At 67.1% G+C, this 14,744-nt stretch carries 19 protein-coding genes; 5 read left to right on the top strand and 14 right to left on the bottom strand.

Annotated elements, in window-relative coordinates:
* Positions 1 to 314: 314 nt before the first annotated feature.
* The gene (locus VGC56_RS05305; protein WP_464123693.1) at positions 315 to 2,429 is read left to right on the top strand and encodes a transglycosylase domain-containing protein; all 2,115 of its coding nucleotides are present in this window, start codon (positions 315 to 317) and stop codon (positions 2,427 to 2,429) included.
* Here the strand turns inward: VGC56_RS05305 and VGC56_RS05300 are convergent.
* From VGC56_RS05300 to VGC56_RS05290, 3 genes are read right to left on the bottom strand one after another with little or no spacing between them, the layout of a single operon-like run.
* The gene (locus tag VGC56_RS05300) at positions 2,379 to 3,086 is read right to left on the bottom strand and encodes a M48 family metallopeptidase (protein ID WP_464123692.1); all 708 of its coding nucleotides are present in this window, start codon (positions 3,084 to 3,086) and stop codon (positions 2,379 to 2,381) included. The genes VGC56_RS05305 and VGC56_RS05300 overlap by 51 nt on opposite strands.
* Positions 3,073 to 3,504, bottom strand: coding sequence for a YcgN family cysteine cluster protein (locus VGC56_RS05295; protein ID WP_464123690.1), 432 nt, complete (start codon positions 3,502 to 3,504; stop codon positions 3,073 to 3,075). Before VGC56_RS05295 ends, VGC56_RS05300 begins: the two co-directional genes overlap by 14 nt.
* On the bottom strand, positions 3,501 to 4,106 hold the full coding sequence (locus VGC56_RS05290) for an SCO family protein (RefSeq protein ID WP_464123689.1): 606 nt from the start codon (positions 4,104 to 4,106) through the stop codon (positions 3,501 to 3,503). Before VGC56_RS05290 ends, VGC56_RS05295 begins: the two co-directional genes overlap by 4 nt.
* A 61-nt stretch (positions 4,107 to 4,167) precedes the next feature.
* Between VGC56_RS05290 and VGC56_RS05285 the strand changes: the two genes are divergently transcribed.
* A complete protein-coding gene (locus tag VGC56_RS05285; RefSeq protein WP_464123688.1) occupies positions 4,168 to 4,779 on the top strand; it encodes an ankyrin repeat domain-containing protein in 612 nt (203 codons plus the stop codon).
* A gap of 26 nt (positions 4,780 to 4,805) precedes the next feature.
* Here the strand turns inward: VGC56_RS05285 and VGC56_RS05280 are convergent, their stop codons facing one another.
* From VGC56_RS05280 to VGC56_RS05230, 11 genes are all read right to left on the bottom strand, one after another.
* Positions 4,806 to 5,303, bottom strand: a complete 498-nt coding sequence (locus VGC56_RS05280; protein ID WP_464123687.1) for an MmcB family DNA repair protein — start codon at positions 5,301 to 5,303, stop codon at positions 4,806 to 4,808.
* Positions 5,304 to 5,354: 51 nt separating this feature from the next.
* Positions 5,355 to 6,014, bottom strand: coding sequence for a cell wall hydrolase (locus tag VGC56_RS05275; protein ID WP_464123685.1), 660 nt, complete (start codon positions 6,012 to 6,014; stop codon positions 5,355 to 5,357).
* A gap of 175 nt (positions 6,015 to 6,189) precedes the next feature.
* Entirely contained in the window at positions 6,190 to 6,531 is a 342-nt protein-coding gene (locus VGC56_RS05270) for a DUF1491 family protein (protein WP_464123683.1), read from the bottom strand.
* Positions 6,531 to 6,983: a PaaI family thioesterase gene (locus VGC56_RS05265; protein WP_464123682.1), complete on the bottom strand. Its 453-nt coding sequence runs from the start codon at positions 6,981 to 6,983 to the stop codon at positions 6,531 to 6,533. The genes VGC56_RS05270 and VGC56_RS05265 overlap by 1 nt, the downstream gene beginning before the upstream one ends.
* Positions 6,973 to 7,440 carry a PTS sugar transporter subunit IIA gene (locus tag VGC56_RS05260; RefSeq protein WP_464123680.1) on the bottom strand — a complete coding sequence of 156 codons (468 nt, stop codon included), beginning with the start codon at positions 7,438 to 7,440 and terminating at the stop codon, positions 6,973 to 6,975. The genes VGC56_RS05265 and VGC56_RS05260 overlap by 11 nt, the downstream gene beginning before the upstream one ends.
* 90 nt (positions 7,441 to 7,530) lie before the next feature.
* Positions 7,531 to 7,896: a ribosome hibernation-promoting factor, HPF/YfiA family gene (gene hpf / locus VGC56_RS05255; protein WP_464123677.1), complete on the bottom strand. Its 366-nt coding sequence runs from the start codon at positions 7,894 to 7,896 to the stop codon at positions 7,531 to 7,533.
* Positions 7,897 to 7,951: 55 nt separating this feature from the next.
* Entirely contained in the window at positions 7,952 to 8,659 is a 708-nt protein-coding gene (gene dnaQ / locus VGC56_RS05250; protein WP_464123675.1) for a DNA polymerase III subunit epsilon, read from the bottom strand.
* Between the two features lie 8 nt (positions 8,660 to 8,667).
* A complete protein-coding gene (coaE, locus tag VGC56_RS05245; RefSeq protein WP_464123672.1) occupies positions 8,668 to 9,261 on the bottom strand; it encodes a dephospho-CoA kinase in 594 nt (197 codons plus the stop codon).
* Positions 9,258 to 10,094, bottom strand: coding sequence for a shikimate dehydrogenase family protein (locus tag VGC56_RS05240; RefSeq protein ID WP_464123670.1), 837 nt, complete (start codon positions 10,092 to 10,094; stop codon positions 9,258 to 9,260). Before VGC56_RS05240 ends, coaE begins: the two co-directional genes overlap by 4 nt.
* 16 nt (positions 10,095 to 10,110) lie before the next feature.
* Positions 10,111 to 10,704: a Maf family protein gene (locus VGC56_RS05235; protein WP_464123667.1), complete on the bottom strand. Its 594-nt coding sequence runs from the start codon at positions 10,702 to 10,704 to the stop codon at positions 10,111 to 10,113.
* Positions 10,701 to 11,534, bottom strand: coding sequence for a pyruvate, water dikinase regulatory protein (locus tag VGC56_RS05230; RefSeq protein WP_464123665.1), 834 nt, complete (start codon positions 11,532 to 11,534; stop codon positions 10,701 to 10,703). Before VGC56_RS05230 ends, VGC56_RS05235 begins: the two co-directional genes overlap by 4 nt.
* A gap of 312 nt (positions 11,535 to 11,846) precedes the next feature.
* On the opposite strand from VGC56_RS05230, the gene hemE reads away from it, so the two are divergent.
* The 3 genes from hemE (at position 11,847) to rho (ending at position 14,720) form a co-directional block, all read left to right on the top strand.
* Positions 11,847 to 12,872: a uroporphyrinogen decarboxylase gene (hemE, locus tag VGC56_RS05225; RefSeq protein ID WP_464123663.1), complete on the top strand. Its 1,026-nt coding sequence runs from the start codon at positions 11,847 to 11,849 to the stop codon at positions 12,870 to 12,872.
* Positions 12,869 to 13,324, top strand: coding sequence for a CopD family protein (locus VGC56_RS05220; protein ID WP_464123661.1), 456 nt, complete (start codon positions 12,869 to 12,871; stop codon positions 13,322 to 13,324). The genes hemE and VGC56_RS05220 overlap by 4 nt, the downstream gene beginning before the upstream one ends.
* Before the next feature lie 139 nt (positions 13,325 to 13,463).
* Positions 13,464 to 14,720: a transcription termination factor Rho gene (gene rho, locus VGC56_RS05215; RefSeq protein WP_464123659.1), complete on the top strand. Its 1,257-nt coding sequence runs from the start codon at positions 13,464 to 13,466 to the stop codon at positions 14,718 to 14,720.
* Positions 14,721 to 14,744: the final 24 nt, after the last annotated feature.

The raw sequence follows: 14,744 nt of genomic DNA, 5'->3' as shown, positions 1-14,744 counted from the left end.
CGCCGGGGTCCCGCACCCCCGGCGCCGCGTCCGGCCTGCCGCCGAACCGCCGGGCCCCAGTCGGCGTGGCTGCGGACGTGGCGACGGCTTCCGGACCCCGCCGCTCTCGCTCTCCCCAGCCGCCTCAGGCCCGGTACATTTCCGTCTCGCGATGTCAAAGAAACCCGTTGCCGAGTCGCAAGGAACATAGCAGAAACTACGCAGCGGTGTCAAGTAAATGTTCCGCCTCTGATCGCACACAGAGGGCTTCTGCTTCCGCCGCCTCGACAGCCGCCCGCTTGTGAGAGCCCGCGTCACCCCCTAGGCTTGCCCGCATGGCCAGTGACGCGTCCGCCCCGCCCTCGCGCCTCAAGCGGGGCATCATCACCTCCTTGAAGGTGCTGCTCTATTCGACCCTGATCTTCATCGTCGCGGTCGCCGTCGCCGTCGTCGTCGCGATGAACTCGCTGCCCAATTACGACGAGCTCGTCCGCCGCAACGACCTCGGCCAGACGATCCGCGTCCACGCCGCCGACGGCTCCGTCCTCGTCGCCATGGGCCCGAGCTTCGGCGAGTGGCTGAGCTATGACGAAATCCCGCAGATCATGAAGGACGCGATCGTCTCCGTTGAGGACAAGCGCTACCGCAGCCACGTCGGCGTCGATCCGATCGGCTTCGCCCGCGCCGTCCAGGTCCGCGCCACCAAGGGCCGCTGGACGCAGGGCGGCTCGACCATCACCCAGCAGCTCGCCCGCAACATCTTCCTGTCCAATTCGCGTACCTTCGCCCGCAAGGGCCGCGAGGCGATCCTGGCGCTCGCCCTCGAACGCAAATTCTCGAAGAACCAGATCCTCGAACTCTATCTGAACCGCGTCTATTTCGGCGGCGGCGCCTTCGGCATCGACGCCGCCTCCCGCAAATTCTTCGGCCATTCCGCCAAGACGCTGAACCTGTCGGAAGCGGCGATCGTCGCCGGCCTCGTCAAGGCGCCGTCCAACTATGCGCCGACCGCCGATGCCGAGGCCGGAAAGGCCCGCGCCGCGATCGTCATCAAGCTGATGCAGCAGAACGGCGTCATCACCGCCGACCAGGCCGCCTCGGCGGAGCCCGCCGCGGTTCAGATCGTGCCAACGCCAAAGCAGAACAGCGTCCGCTATTTCACCGACTGGGTGCTGCCGCAGCTCGATACTTTGATCAGCGTCAACAACCAGCCGATCGAGGTCTGGACCACGCTCGATCCCAACATGCAGAAGCTCGCCGACCAGGTGATCAACGCCAACGCTCCGCCCGGCTCGCAAGGCGCGCTGGTCGCGCTCGACCGCGACGGCGCCGTCCGCGCCATGGTCGGCGGCAAGGATTATGTGAACTCGATCTACAACCGCGCCACGCAGGCCAACCGCCAGCCCGGCTCGTCGTTCAAGCTGTTCGTCTACCTCGCCGCGCTCGAGGCTGGGTACAAGCCGGACCAGATGGTCTCGGCCGATCCGATCACCATCAACGGCTGGAGCCCGCGCAACAACGGCCACGCCGTCTCGGGCATGATCACGATGCGCCAGGCCTTCGCCCAGTCGATCAACACCGTCTCGGCGCGTCTGGGGCAGGAGGTCGGCTTCCGCACCGTCGCCGACATGGCGCAGCGGCTCGGCATCACGTCCAAGATCGTCACCCATCCCTCGATGACGCTCGGCAGCTCCGAGGTTCGCCTCATCGATATGACCCGCGCTTATGCCGCGGTCGGCGCAAAGGGCGTCGCGGTCGTCCCCTACGGCATCAAGCGGGTGACGACGCCCAAGGGCGAATTGCTCTACCAGCAGCCGCCGCTCGACAACCGCGCCCTCTTCACCCCCTGGATCGCGGCCGAGATGACCGACCTGATGCAGACGGCGGTGCTGACCGGCACCGGCCGCGCCGCCCAGATCGGCCGCCCCGTCGCCGGCAAGACCGGCACCACCACCTTGAACAAGGACGGCTGGTTCCTCGGCTTTTCCAGCGGGCTCACCACCGGCATCTGGATGGGCCGCGACGACAACAAGGTCGTCCCCGGCCTGCAGGGAGGCACCGCCCCGGCCCGCGCCTTCCACGATTTCATGATCAAGGCGGTGGCCAACCGGCCGGTCGAGAATTTCGACGTCCAGGTCAAAGCCCCCGATTGGCAGGAGCCGGACCAGGAGGCGTGGGGCCAGCTCCCCGACAACGGTCAGGCGGCCGAGCCGCAGGGCCAGCTCGTCGATCCGGACGGCAACCCCCTGCCGCCCGACCAGCGGCCGGCCCGCCCGCCGCGGGAGGACGCCGCGCCGCCGCCCGACGACGAGGATGCCGGCTATCAGTCGATGCTCGATCGCGCGACCGGACGCGGCGGACCCCCGCCGCCTCCGCCGCCGCGCCGCCGTCCCCGCCCGCTACCGCCGCCCGATGCGATGGAGCCCCGGGCCTTCGCGCCGCAGCCATAGCCTCGCCGGCTTGGGATCGACGCCGAGCAACCGCTCGACGAGCGCGTGGAAGTCCGGCCCGTGGTTCATGTGCACCCGGTGCGCCACCTCATGCGCGACCGTCGCCCGCCGCACCCATTCCGGGGCGAGGATCAGCCGCCACGAATAGCGGATCGCCCCCGACGCCGCGCAACTCCCCCAGCGCGACACCGGATCGCCGACGCCGACGCGCGAGACGCTCACTCCAGCCTTCGCCGCAAACTCCTGAGTCTCCGCATCGAGCCGCTCGAGGGCGATACGAGACAGCCACCGCGTAAGGCGCCCCTCCAGCCCCTCCGCCAGGCCGCCGACCAAGATCCGCTGCCCCTCGAGCTTCGGCGTCCGCGGCCGCGCCGGGTCCCAATCCACCACATGCGGCACCCCGAACAAGGGTATCTCGCTGCCCGGCCCGAGCGGCGTCACGGAGGCGATCTTGGCGAGCTGCGCCTCGATCCAGGCGCGGTGCCCCGCCGCCCATTCCAGCGCCTTTCTCTGCGACACCCGCCGCGGCACGGTGAGGACGACATCGCCCGTGCGCCGGTCGACCCGCAGCCGCATCACCCGCGCCCGCGGAGAGACAGTGAGCTTCAGCGCCGCGCTCCGCCCCCCGCCCTCGAAGCGCAGGTCAGAGATCGTCATCGATGACGTACATTTCGAGATTGTCGTCGCCCGCGTCGCGCTCGGACACCGTCCAGCCGCGGATCGATATGCCGGCGCGGTGGACGCTCTCCGGATCGCCCGAAATGAGCGGGTGCCAGTCGGCGAGCGGCTTGCCCTCGGCCCTGAGGCGATAGGCGCAGGTCGAAGGCAGCCAGTCGATCTTCGACACATTGCCCGCCGTCAGCCGCACGCAATCGGGCACGAAGGCGCGGCGGCCGCGATAATTGGTGCAGCGCGCCGTCTTGAGGCTAAGCAATTTGCACGCGACGTTGGTGGGGTGGATCTCGCCGGTGTCGGCATCCTCGAGCTTGTGCAGGCAGCATTTGCCGCAGCCGTCGCACAGCGCTTCCCACTGCTCGCGGTTGAGCTGGTCGAGTGGCTTTTCCCAGAATTTCACTTCGCCCACTTCCGGATCTCGGCAACGAGCGGCTCGGCGCCCTGCTCGGCCGGGAGGAGCGCAAGCGGCTCCCCCTTCGGCCCCATCAGGATCGTCAGCCGGCTGTGGTCCACGGCATAGCCTTCGCCACCCGGTTGCAGCTTCTGCTTCGACGACCACACGGCAAATTCCTTCGACACCGCGGCGATCTGCTGCGGCGTCCCCGTCAGCCCCAGCAGCTTCGGGTGAAAGGCGGAGGTATAGTCCTTCATCACCGCCGGCGTGTCGCGCTCGGGATCGACGGTGATGAAGATCGGCTGCAGCCGCGCTGCCAGCGCCGGCGTCTCCTTCTCCAGCCGCCGCATCGCCTGGCCGATATTGGCGAGGTCGTTGGGGCAGACGTCGGGGCAATGGGTGTAGCCGAAATAGACGATCCGGTATTTCCCGGCGAAATCCGTGTCGCGCACCACCCGCCCGTCTGGGCCGGCGAGCGCGAACGGGCCGCCGACTCGCGCGCCCTTCATCGGCGGGTCGGCCGCGCCCGGCGAGCAGGCGGCGGCAAGCGCCGCGAGAAGCAGCGAAAGCAGCAGCGGAATGAGGCGCTTGGGGGTTGTTTCGTTCATGGTGCTGGCAGCAGCCCTTTGCTACAGAGCGGCCACCAAGTCGAGACTATGGGGGTTGAAGGTGAGCAACGCGTCCGGCCGTATCGCACTGGCATTGGCATTGGCGGGCATCGTCGCCGCCCCGGCCGCGCCCGCCGCGGCGCAGAGCTATTCCGACGGCTACCTGTTCCTGAAGGCGGTGAGAGAAAAGGACGCCGACAAGGTCAACCAGCTCGTCGCCAGCTCGGCCAACGTCGTCCTCAATATCCGCGATCAGTCGGACGGCGAAGGCGCGCTCCACTACGTCACCCGCGAGCGGGAGATCGTCTGGCTCAACTTCCTGCTCAACAAGGGGGCCAAGGCGGACATCCAGAACAACAAGGGCGAGACTCCGCTCAGCCTTGCCGCGCAGATCGGCTGGGAGGAGGGCGCAAGCTTCCTGATTGGCAAAGGCGCCACCGTCGATCTCGGCAACCAGCGCGGCGAGACCCCGCTGATGCTGGCGGTGCAGCATCGCGACCTGCAGATGGTTCAGCTGCTCCTCGCCCACGGCGCAAACCCGAACAAGAACGACCGCGTCAGCGGCTATTCCGCCCTAGAATTCGCCAAGCGCGACCCGCGGGCCACCGCGATCGTCAAGGCCCTGACCGACAAGGCCGGACCGCCCAAGGCTGCGGCAGGACCGAAGCCCTAGCTTCACCTGCCCGCGCGGCTGAGATCCTAGCCGAATCCCGACAGCGTCGGATCGAGATCGCCGACCAGCCGCCGCGCCGCCCGGCGGGCGAAGCGCAGGGTCTCGGCCTTGCGGCGGGGCGGGGGGAGCTTGCGGAGCGGGGCCTCGCGAATCACCGCCGCCTCATAGCGGTCGGCCACCAGGAGTCCGCACAGCTCGGGGTGAAAGGCGTCGGTCTCGAACGGCGTCAGGTCGAAGCCGCCCGGCACCGCCCAGAAGAAGCGGTCGCAATAGCCGAGATAATCGAGCCACTTGCAGTCGCCCATCAGATCGGCGCGCGACACCTTGATCTCGACGATGGTGATGAGGCCGTCCGAATCGATCCCCATCATGTCTGCCCGCCGCCCGTTGGGCAGCGGAACTTCGCACAAGGCAAAGGTGTCGCGGTGGAAGAACAGCCGAGTCACCCCGCGCGCCACGTCCTGCGCCGCCGGCGGCGCGTCAGTGAAGCAGAGCTGCGGCTGGAGACTCGGGGACGCGGCCATCCGGCCAGCTAGAATGAAAAGGGAACGGGAGACAAGCCCCCGATTACGCGATCAGCGATAGAAGACGTGATTCCCGATCGCCGCGACGCGGACGAGGTGCCAGCCCGGCGAAACGCTGCGCGCATGGAAGAACAGCGCCTTGGGCGCCGGCGCCGGCGCATGGCCGGAGAGGGCGATGTCGGCGATCGCCACCGCGGTCTTCCACTGGCTGCCGCCATGGGCGATCGCCGGCAGATGGCCGCCATGGACGAACGAGAATTGGCCCGGCTGCTTGACGACGCCGCAGACGCTGTGGGCGAAGCGGCCCGAATGCACCCGGTTGAGGATGACGTGGGCGACCCCCAGCTGGCCCTTCAAGGGTTCGCCCTTGGCTTCGAAATAGACGGCGGTGGCGAGGCAGGCGCGCTCGGCATCGGCCGGCGATGCGCTGGCGCGCTCGGCGACCATTTCGCCAAGGCCCTGGTGGACGACGGCCTCCTTGGCGGCGGGAGCGACTGGTGCCGCGACCGGCTGGTCGAGTGCCGGATCCGGCAGCGCCGGCGTCTGCGCAGCGGGCGCGGCAGGCGCGGGAAGATTGGTGGTGGTGACGATTGCGGGCGTGAGCGCCGCGGGGTCGATCTGCCAGGCCCGGGACGGGGTGGCGTGGACGGTACCGAAAACGGCAAAAACAATGGCTGCGGCAATGCCCGCAGCGCCTTTGGTGCGACTCATTCAAACTTTTCATCAGTGCGGCAGGCGGTCGAAACTGGACGCACGACGAAAGAAATTCGCGTCCCTGACCGCCTTCCGACTCGCGTGGCCGACCTCCCCTTACCCCGGTTCGGACCAGCCCTCCGCTACTCGCATGAAGTGCGAGGCGGGGGCTAGGTTGTGCGGCGCAGCAGAGTCAACCGAACCCGTTCATTCCAGCGGCGAACCGTTCTGTCGACGGGATATCCAGTTCCAGCACCCACAAATCCGGGTCGGACCGCCTGCGTCGTGCGATGAGTGCCGGAACTTCCTCCGCCTTTCCACATACTTGCGGGCCCGCCGAAGCCCATTCATAGTCTCCCGAAGGCTGCAGCATGCGCTCGTAAACGACTGGATTCGCGCCCTTTTCCGTCAGCACCACGAGCACCGCGCCGGCCGTCGAATCGCCCTTGGCGAGCACCGCCGCGAATCCCCCTTCCGCCTCGGCCCGCCGCACCAGCGCGCTGACCAGCACCGAAGTGGCGAGCCGCGGCTCCATCAGCTCCGGTAGCCCGGGAGGCCCGAGAGCGGGATGTGCGACCGCATGAAGGTCCCGGTGCCCCGCCCCGCCTCCTCACCCGACGAATCGACGATCCGCGCCTCGCCGACGAACACCCGCCGCCGCCCGCTCGCCCAACGGCCTTCCGCGACAACTTCGCCAACTTTCAGCGGCCGCGTGAATAAGAGGTTGAAGGCGGTGGTGAGGAGGAAGCGGTCGGTCACCAGGCTGTTGCAGGCGTAGAAGGCCGCATCGTCCATCATCTTGAAATAGAGCGTGCCATGCGCGGCATGGGCGGCGTGGAAATGGTCCTCGCGCACTTCGAACCGGATGCGGGCAAAGCCTTCCTCGACGATCTCGAGCCGCGATTCGAACAGGCGGTTGATGGGCGCGGCGCGATAGAGCGATTCGAGCGCCCGGTAGTGGGCCGAGGCGCCGGCCTCAGGCGGCATTGAGGGTTTCGACCCCGGCGAGCAGGGCGAACATCGCATCCCGCGACCGCGCGCCGCGCAGCTTCGCCACCGTCTCCCGGTCCCGCAGCAGGCGGCTGACGCTGGCCAGCGCCTTCAAATGGTCCGCCCCTGCGTCGGGCGGCGACAGGAGCAGGAAGACGAGGTCGACCGGCATGCCGTCGACGGACTGGAAATCGATCGGCTGCGTCAGCCGGGCGAAATAACCGAACACCCGCGACAGCCCGTCGATCTTGGCGTGCGGGATCGCGGCGCCGCCGCCGAAGCCGGTAGAGCCGTGCTTCTCCCGCTCGGCCAGCGCCGTGACGATCGCTTTTGGCGGGATGCCGAGCCGGCGGCCGGCGACGGCGCCGAGCTGCTGGAACAGCCCCTTCTTGTTGGCGACGCTCAGCCCCGCGTCCACGCGCTCGATCGTCAGCAGGTCGTTCAAGTCGTTCATCGCTCACCAGATGGGGAGCGCCCCGCGCTCCCGCCAGAGGAGATTGGTCCGGAGTGCCGGAGGGAGCCTTTGGCCGAGGCCCGCGCCCGCTCAGCCGGCCCCTCGTCGCTCTGTCCCCGGCGCAGCATCCGCGAGCAGGTCGATCTCCCCGGCGCCGTGATGATCCTTGTTGCGGCCGGTGCTGCGGCGCATCTGCTTGGCGACCTTGTCGCAGGCGGTGTCGAACGCGGCGCGGGCGTCGGCGGAGCGCTCGATCGCCTTCAGGACCTGGCCGGGCGGCGCGTAGACGATGATCTCGCAGGTGAAGCCGTGATCGTGCGCGCCCTTGCCGAAGGTCACCTGCGCCGAAGTCGCGCGGACGTGGTACTTCGCGTCCGCCGCGGCGAGGCAGTCGGTGGCGTGGCCACGCAGCGCTTCGCCGACTTCCACCTGGTGACCGGAAACGCGGATATCCATGAGAGTCTCCGAGTGAAAGGCGCGCGCCGCGATTAGGCGCGGCCTCTTTGTAAGGTCAACCGCGCCCGTCGAGCCGGGCCCATATGGGGTCGGCGATGCCGGTGAGGAAGTGGGCGTGGGCGGCAAGTTCTTCCTCGGTCGGCGCGTGCGCCCGCGGCGGCCGCACTTCGATGGTGATCCGCGCCGGCTCCGCCTCGACCAGTTCGACGTCGATCGGCTCGGCGACGATGGTGTCGAGTCCGAAGCCGATCTGGCGACCGCCGGTCAGCTCGACATAGCATTGGGCGAGAAGCTGCGCGTCGATCAGCGCGCCGTGCTTGATCCGAAGGCTGCGGTCGACGCCGAAGCGGGTGCACAGCGCGTCGAGGCTGTGCTTGGCGCCCGGATGCCGCGCCCGCGCCAGCTGGAGCGTATCGACCATCCGCGTCATGCAGACCAGCGGTCGCCCGCAATTGTTCAGCTCATGGTTGAGGAACCCGAAATCGAAGCCGGCATTGTGGGCGACGAGCGGGCATTCGCCGAGGAACTCAATGAGATCCTCGACTATTTCGTGGAAGCGCGGCTTGTCGGCGAGGAAGGCATCGGAGAGGCCGTGCACCGCCTCCGCGCCCGCCGGCATGAACCGGTCCGGGTTGAAATAGGAATGGAAGGTGCGGCCGGTCTCGACGCGGTTGACCAGCTCGATGCAGCCGATTTCGACCATACGATCGCCGGCGAGCGGGCTCAGGCCCGTGGTTTCCGTGTCGAAGACGATTTCCCGCATGCGGGCGACTATGAATCCGCGCCGCCGGTGAGGCAAGCGAGGATGCGCCGAACCGCTTGTCGCGTTTCCTCGAGACTGCCGCCGGTGGGGATGACGAAGTCGGCCCGCGCGCGCTTCTCCGCATCGGGCAACTGTCGCGCGAGGATGCGGTCGAGCTTCTCTTCGCTCATGCCGGGCCGCGCAAGGACCCTGGCCCGCTGAACCTCCTCGGCCGCGGAGACGACGGCGATCTTGTCGACCTGCGCGGCACCGCCCGCCTCGAACAGCAGCGGGATGTCGAGCACTACAACCGGAGCTCCCGCGTGGTCCGCGAGAAACGCCTCCCGCTCCCGCGCCACCGCCGGGTGGACCAAGGCTTCCAGGCGCCGCAGCTTTTCGGGCTCGGCGAGCACCCGTTCCGACAGCGCTGTGCGATCCACCCCTTTGCGGCCGGTCGTGCCGGGAAACTGCGCCTCGATCTGTGCGACCAGCGCCCCGTCCGGACCCTGCAGGCGGTGGACGGCCGCATCGGCGTCGAACACCGGCACGCCTTCCGCGGCGAACATTGCCGCGACGGTCGACTTGCCCATGCCGATCGAGCCGGTGAGGCCGAGGCGGATCATCGCGTTAGGAGCTCCCGAAGGTCGGCATCGTACCCAGTCGGAGCTTCGATCCCGAAAAAGAGCCGAAATCCATGGCGGGCCTGGCCAACCAGAAGAGAAAGCCCGTCGACCGTCCTCAGGCCCTTGTCTTTCGCGGCGCGCAGCAGAGCTGTGTCTACAGGATCATAGACCATGTCGAAGATCACGGGAGCACAATCTCCCATGCTGCGGACGATGTTAAGCACGCCTTCCGGCATTGGAGGCCCACCCTGCATCCCTAACGGGCTCGCGTTGACGACGAGATACGGTGTCACGAGATTGTGCTCGTTATCCACCTCACCGACGGCGCCGCCGAAGCCCCATTCCTCCAGCAGGGCGAAACCTTTCATGCGGTCGCGGACGTTGAAGAAAACGAGAGACGTATTCAGCCGGCGGCATGCTTCGAGCATGGCGCGAGCGGCTCCGCCGGCTCCTATGATGCAGGTCTCGGGAACTGCCTCGCCAACGAAGCAATCGGCGGGCAGGATATCCAGAATGCCCAACACATCGGTATTTGCACCCAAGAGGGCGCCTTCGGACCGGTATATCGTGTTGACGGCGCCGATCTTCGCCGTTTCCGGCTGCACCGTCACACAGCCGCTCACCTTTTCTTTCAGCGGCATCGTGACGTTGCAGCCGCGCCAATCGGCATCCGCCGCTCGTTCGACGAGATACGCGCCAAGCTCATTCACTGAGACCCGGCAGCGGCGGTAACCGCCCTCCAGGCCCAGCTTCTCCAGCCAGAATTCATGGATGAGCGGCGACTTGGAATGGGCGATCGGATCGCCGATCACCTCCGCATACGGAATGCCCATCAGGCCGCGTCCGGTGTCATGGCGTCACCACATCGCGCTGACGCAGGTAGTCGAGCAGCGGCAGGAGGGGGAGGCCGAGGATGGCGAAGTGGCTGCCTTCGATCCTGTCGAACAGCTGCACGCCGGGGCCTTCGATCCGATAGCCGCCGACGCTCCAGCGGATCGCTTCCCATTCGCGCCGCAAATAGTCGTCGAGGAAGGCGTCGCTGAATGGGCGCATCGTCAGGCGGACGGTCTCACTGCCCCACCAGATTGGCTTACCGTCCTCGACGATCACCGCCGCCGAATGCAGGCTGTGGGTGGCGCCGCGGAGCGAGAGGAGCTGGTCACGCGCCTCTTGATTCGACTCCGGCTTCGAGAGCATCGAGCCGTCGTCGCGCTCCAGGACCTGGTCGGCGCCGAGGATCAGGTCGCCGGGGTTGCCCGTCGCCGAGAGCGCCTTGAGCTGCGCCAGCTCCTCGGCGACGCTGTGCGGATCGAATCCGGCGCCGCACAGACCGGCCTTGGCCTGCTCCTCCTCGAGCTCCGCCTCTGCGAGGCCGAACGGCACACCCGCCGCCTCGAGCATCGCCCGCCGCGCCGCGCTCTTCGAGGCGAGCAGCAGCCTCATGCCGGCATCTCCCGCGCCGCATCGATCCGCTCGTTGCAGAGTCGGACGATCGCGAAGGCGGTCTCCTCGATCGAGCGGCGGGTAACGTCTATCACCGGCCAGTCATTGTCGGCGAACAGGCGGCGCGCGAAGGCGAGCTCGGCATTGACCGCCTCTAGGTCGACATAGTCGGTCTCCGGTGCCTGGTTGAGCGCGAGCAGCCGGTTGCGGCGGATCTGGATCAGCCGGTCGGGGTTGGTGGTGAGGCCCACCACCATCGGATGCTTCACCCTGAAGAGGACGGGCGGCGGCGGCGCCTCCGGCACGAGCGGGATATTGGCGACCTTGTAGCCGCGGTTGGCGAGATAGATGGCGGTCGGCGTCTTGGAGGTGCGGGAGACGCCGGCGAGGAGGATGTCCGCTTCCTCCCAATTTTCGGAGCCGATGCCGTCGTCATGGGCGATGGTGAACTGGATAGCGTCGACCCGCGCGAAATAAGCCGCGTCGAGGGCATGCTGGCGCCCCGGCCGGCCCTTCGCCTCCTGGCCGAGCACCGCAGAGAGGGCGTGTACCACCGGATCGAGCACAGAGACGGCATGGATGCCGCGCCGCCGCGTCTTCTGCTCGAGTTCGCGGCGGATGTTGCTGTTGACCAGCGTGTAGAGGACGAGGCCGGGCCGCCGCTCGATATCGTCCAGCACCCGGTCGAGGTGACCTTCCGAGCGCACCATCGGCCAGAAGTGGCGGAGCACGTCGACATGCTCGAACTGGGCGAGGCAGGCCTTCGCGATCACCTCCAGCGTCTCGCCGGTCGAATCCGAGAGGAGGTGGAGGTGGAGCGGCTCCGGCATCAGAACGCGCTGTGGATAAGCATGTGGGAAGCGCTACCGTAACCCTCGGGGCGCTTGCAAGCGCGAGGCCCGTCCCCGTTACCCGTTATACCATCCACAGACTTGCAAAGGTTAACAAATGGTTGCCCACAGCCTGTGGATTCCGGGGATGGACGACGCGACTCGGCGGACTTCTGCGGGCCGCGCGGGCGTCAAGCTGTTTGCAAAATCGGGTGGAGCCAATAAACCCCCCTTTCCGCCGCCCAACAACCTTCAACTACCCTCTTCTATAAGATTCTAAATAGGAGAAGAGGGGGAGAGCCAATCGTCCTTATGCCCTCGCCGGACAAGCCTCTGCTCCGCGTCCTCAAGGGGGAAGTGCTTGAAATACCTCCCGTTTGGCTGATGCGCCAGGCGGGGCGCTATCTTCCCGAATATCGTGCGCTGAGGGCCGAGAAGGGTGGCTTCCTCGATCTCGCCACCGATCCGGAGTGCGCGGCGGAGGTGACGCTTCAGCCGATCCGCCGCTTCGGCTTCGACGGCGCAATCCTGTTCTCCGACATCCTGATGGTGCCGTTCGCGCTCGGCCAGGACCTCGCCTTCGAGGCCGGCGAGGGGCCGCGCCTGTCGCCGTCGCTGGTCGACGCGGCGCTCGGCTCTCTGGAGCGCATTCCGACTCGGCTGGAGCCGGTCTACGCCACTGTGGAGAAAGTTGCCGCCGCCCTTCCGCCACAGACCACCTTCCTGGGCTTCGCAGGAAGCCCGTGGACGGTCGCGACCTACATGGTGGCAGGCAGGGGCAGCCGCGACCAAGGCGACGCCAGGCGGTACGCGTACGGCGATCCTGAAGGGTTTCAGGCGATCATCGACGCCATCGCGGGGATGACCGTCGACTACCTCTCCCGCCAGATCGAGGCGGGCGTCGAAGCCGTGCAATTGTTCGACAGCTGGTCGGGCAGCCTCTCGCCTGCCCAGTTCGAGCGCTGGGTGATCGCGCCGACGGCCGGCATTGTCTCGGCCCTGAAGGCGCGCCACCCCGAAACGCCGATCATCGGTTTCCCGAAGGGTGCCGGCGGGAAGCTCCCTGCCTATGCGCGGGAGACGGGGGTGGACGCCCTCGGCCTCGATGAGACCGTCGATCCGGCCTGGGCCAGCGCCAATCTCCCACAGGGCCTGCCCGTGCAGGGCAATCTCGACCCGCTCGCGCTCATCGCCGGCGGCGGGGCGCTTGAAAGCGCGGTGGGGCACATCCTATCTGTGTTCCGGGGGCGGCCGCACATCTTCAACCTGGGGCATGGGATCTTGCCGGATACGCCGATCGCGCATGTCGAGCAGCTGCTGGCCCTGGTGCGCCGGTGATCTATGCGCTGCAGACGGCCCTCAGCTTGACCTACGCCTGGATCAAGGCCGGCCATGTCATCTTCGTCATCTTCTGGATGGCGGGGCTGTTCCTGCTGCCGCGCTACTACATCTACCACCAGGAGAGCGCGCCTGGATCGGCCGAGGAGAAGAAGTGGATCGAGCGCGAGCGCAAGCTGCGCAACATCATCATCACCCCGGCGATGATCCTCGTCTGGCTGTTCGGCCTGTCCTTGATGTGGACGATCCAGGCCTGGACGATGCACTGGTTCCAGGCGAAGTTCCTGATCGTGCTGGCTCTGTCCGGCTATCACGCCTTGATGGTGAGCTACGGCAAGCGGTTGGCGCGCGGCGAGCGGCCGGTCAGCGGCAAGGCCTTGAGGATCATGAACGAGATACCCGGCCTCGCCGCTGTCCTCATCGTCATCCTTGTGATCGTGAAGCCTTTCTGACGTAGAGCGTTGACTTGATTCACCCCGGAGCTTAACGCCGGTCCAGTCGTTCGCCCGCCATCCGTGTGGGCATCCAGCCGCACATTCCCCGCCTCCCCCGCGCGACCGGACGACCATCCAAAATCCGAGTATTTTCCCCATGCATCTCAAAGACCTCAAGCTGAAATCCCCCGCCGAGCTCGTTGCCATGGCCGAAGAGCTGGGCATCGAGAGCGCCTCCACGCTCCGCAAGCAGGAGCTGATGTTCTCCATCCTCAAGATCCAGGCCGAAAATGGCGAGGAGATCATGGGCATGGGGACCATCGAGGTCCTCCAGGACGGCTTCGGCTTCCTGCGGTCCCCCGAGGCGAATTATCTCGCCGGCCCCGACGACATCTACGTGGCGCCGAATCAGGTCCGCAAGTTCGGCCTGCGCACCGGCGACACGGTCGAAGGCGAGATCCGCGGGCCGAAGGACGGCGAGCGCTATTTCGCCCTGACCCGCCTCGCCAAGGTCAATTACGACGACCCCGACGCCGTCCGTCACCGCGTCAATTTCGACAACCTCACGCCGCTCTATCCGGACGAGAAGCTCACCCTCGACAGCGCCGATCCGACCCAGAAGGACAAGTCCGCGCGGGTCATCGACATCGTCTCGCCGCAGGGCAAGGGCCAGCGCGCTTTGATCGTGGCGCCGCCCCGCGTCGGTAAGACCGTGCTGCTTCAGAACATCGCCAAGGCGATCACCGATAACCATCCCGAGGTGTTCCTCATCGTGCTGCTTATCGACGAGCGGCCGGAGGAAGTGACCGATATGCAGCGCTCGGTGAAGGGCGAGGTCGTCTCCTCGACCTTCGACGAGCCGGCGCAGCGCCACGTCCAGGTCGCCGAGATGGTGATCGAAAAGGCCAAGCGCCTCGTCGAGCACAAGAAGGATGTCGTGATCCTGCTCGATTCGATCACCCGGCTCGGCCGCGCCTACAACACGGTGGTGCCGTCGTCCGGCAAGGTCCTGACCGGCGGCGTCGATGCCAACGCGCTGCAGCGTCCGAAGCGCTTCTTCGGTGCGGCGCGCAACATCGAGGAGGGCGGCTCGCTCTCGATCATCGCCACCGCCCTGATCGACACCGGGTCGAAGATGGACGAGGTGATCTTCGAGGAGTTCAAGGGCACCGGCAATTCGGAAATCGTCCTGGACCGCAAGGTCGCCGACAAGCGCATCTTCCCGGCGCTTGACGTCGGCAAGTCCGGCACCCGCAAGGAGGAGCTGCTCGTCGACCAGGCGACGCTCGCCAAGATGTGGGTGCTGCGCCGCATCCTCATGCAGATGGGCACGGTCGATGCGATGCAGTTCCTTCTCGACAAGATGAAGGACGCCAAGTCGAATGCGGATTTCTTCGCCTCGATGAACTCCTAGGCGCCGGCGGGCGTTCGCCCAGCG

It is taken from the genome of Allosphingosinicella sp., from assembly GCF_036403745.1.
In the GTDB taxonomy this organism is placed as follows: domain Bacteria; phylum Pseudomonadota; class Alphaproteobacteria; order Sphingomonadales; family Sphingomonadaceae; genus Allosphingosinicella.
The sequence above is the reverse complement of the archived record's forward strand: the minus strand, read 5'-3'. Positions and strand labels throughout refer to the sequence as shown.